Annotated in this window: 3 protein-coding genes; 2 read left to right on the forward strand and 1 reads right to left on the reverse strand. The window is 72.7% G+C overall.

Features of this window, described 5'->3' with window-relative positions; genetic code table 11:
* A partial coding sequence (locus tag AC1D12_RS30975; RefSeq protein WP_477845040.1) for a TOBE domain-containing protein occupies nt 1-475 on the forward strand: 475 nt, incomplete at its 5' end.
* The gene (gene ugpQ, locus AC1D12_RS30980; protein WP_477827786.1) at nt 472-1,221 is read left to right on the forward strand and encodes a glycerophosphodiester phosphodiesterase; all 750 of its coding nucleotides are present in this window, start codon (nt 472-474) and stop codon (nt 1,219-1,221) included. The genes AC1D12_RS30975 and ugpQ, both read left to right, overlap by 4 nt.
* Before the next feature lie 336 nt (nt 1,222-1,557).
* On the opposite strand, the gene AC1D12_RS30985 is transcribed toward ugpQ, so the two are convergent.
* Nucleotides 1,558-2,419: MFS transporter (locus tag AC1D12_RS30985; RefSeq protein ID WP_477845041.1), on the reverse strand; the 862-nt coding region annotated here is incomplete at its 5' end.

A 2,419-nucleotide genomic window follows, 5' to 3' on the forward strand; every position in this document is an offset into this window, starting at 1 on the left:
GATGACGCTCGCGCAACGCATGATCGTGATGAACGCCGGCCACATGGAGCAGATCGGCACGCCGGAAGAGGTCTACGCCCGCCCGGCCACCACCTTCGTCGCGAGCTTCATCGGCTCGCCGCCGATGAACCTGCTGACCGGCCGCGCCCAGGGCGCGAGCTTCACGTTCGGCGGCGTGGACCTGCCCCTGCCCCACGCGGCGCCGCGCGACGGCGAGCTGATCCTCGGCGTGCGCCCGGAGCACCTGGGCCATGCGAGCGTCGCGCACGACGGCGGCTGGCCGCTGGCGATCGAGATGGTCGAGATGCTGGGCGCCGAGCGCCTGGTGCACGGCCGCATCGCCGACCATGGCTTCACGCTGCGCATCGACCGCACGCTGGTGCCGCCGGCCCCTGGCAGCACGCTGCACCTGAAGCCGTCGGCCGAGCACCTGCACTGGTTCGATGCGGCAAGCGGCAAGCGGGTCGCTGCATGACCACCTGGCCGTACCCACTGTGGGTCGCGCACCGTGGTGCGGGCCTGCTGGCACCTGAGAACACTCTGGCCGCATTCCGCGTCGGGGCCGGCCACGGCTACCGCGCGTTCGAATGCGACGTGAAGTTGAGCGCCGACGGCGTGCCCTTCCTGCTGCACGACGCGACGCTGCAGCGCACGACGCCGGAGCGCGGCCTGGCCTCGGATCGCAGCTGGGCCGAGCTGTCGCGGCTGGACGCCGGCGGTTGGCACAGCCGCGGCTTCGCCGGCGAGCCGATCCCGAGCTTCGAGGCGATCGCCCGCTACTGCCTGCGCAACGGCTTCGCGCTGAACATCGAGATCAAGCCGACGCCGGGCGACGAGGCCGAGACCGGCCGCGTCGTCGCGCGCGAAGCGGCCCGGCTGTGGGCCGGCGAGGCGGTGCAGCCGCTGCTCAGCTCGTTCAAGCCGGATGCGCTGGCGGCCGCCCGCGACAGCGCGCCGGCCCTGCCGCGGGCGCTGCTGCTCGACAGCCTGCGCAGCGGCTGGCTGGAAGAAGCGCAATCGCTCGGCTGCGTCGCCGTGGTCACGCACTACGGGCTGATCGACAAGGCGGTGCTGGCCCGCGTGCACGGCGCCGGCCTGCGCGCGCTGGTCTACACCGTGAACGACCCGGCCGAGGCGCGCCGGCTGACGGGGCTCGGCATCGACGGCATCATCACCGACGCGGTGAACCGCTTCTCACCCGGCAGCGCGATCCACGACTGACGGGAAACCGCGCCCGGGTGACAACCCGGGCTCAACCCCCATTTGTTCGCTTGTCACCTCCCCAAAGAGCGGTGGTGGCCAAAGGCGCGTGCGGGGAGGCTGTGGAGCGCCAATAGGGACGGGGCGCCGGAGCTGGCTGGTTTCATGGCCCGCGTGCGCAGCACGCTTCGTGCACTGACTGTCGCCCACTGTTTGACCACAACGAACGAAGTGAGTGGCGGGAGTTTGGGCGACGGGCCATGAAACCAGTCAGCGCAGGGCAGTCATCGCCCCCTGGGGCGATGACCGACCCGGCCGGCGAGCCACAGCCTCYCCGCACGCGCCTTCCGCGCCACGTCACTCCGCCGCCGGCCGCACGTCCGCCTCCGCCCCCATCCAGTCCTCGACGTTCTCCAGCTTCGGCAGCTCGCGCACGTTGCGGATGACCGGATGGCGCCCCGCCACCGCGGCCACCAGCAGCGCAAAGGCGCCGGCGAACACCAGCGAGGCGCGCAGCCCGACGTGCTCGCCCAGCCAGCCGCCGAGCAGTGCACCCGGCCCGGCCGGGATCAGGATCAGCCAGCGCATCGTCGCCGTCATGCGGCCGAGCAGCGGCTCCGGCGTCACCGCCTGCCGCAGCGCGAGGAAGTTGATGAAGATCAGCACCGCGCCGGCCGAGAAGCACAGCAGCATCGCCGCGAAGGCCGCCACGCCCCAGGAGTTGGCCGGCGCCGCCGCCAGCACCAGCCAGCCGACGCCGCAGATCACGAAGCCCAGCACCAGGCACGGCCCCGGCCCGTAGCGCCGGCTGATGCGGTTGCCGTACACGCTCGCGAGGATGGTGCCGCCGCCCATGCCCATGTAGCTGAGGCCGATCGCCTGCTCGCCCAGGCCCAGCGTGCGGGTCGCGAACAGGATCTGCACCACCAGCGCCGCGTGGTGGCACATCTGCCACAGGCCCACCGCGGTCGCCAGCGCGATCAGCAGGCGCTGGCTGCGCACGAAGCGCACGCCGGCCTGCAGGTCGCGCCAGAAGTGCGCATCGGCGCGCGGGCGGCGGATCTCGACGATGCGGATGCCGCGCAGGATGCCGGCCGACAGCAGCAGCAGCGCCGCATCGACCAGCAGCGCGAGYGGCGCCCCCACCAGCTTGATCAGCGCGCCGGCCAGCCCCGGCCCGGCCACCTCGGCACCCGAGGTGGCGAGCGCGTTCTTCGCG

The organism is Rhizobacter sp. P1_G5, assembly GCF_056405435.1.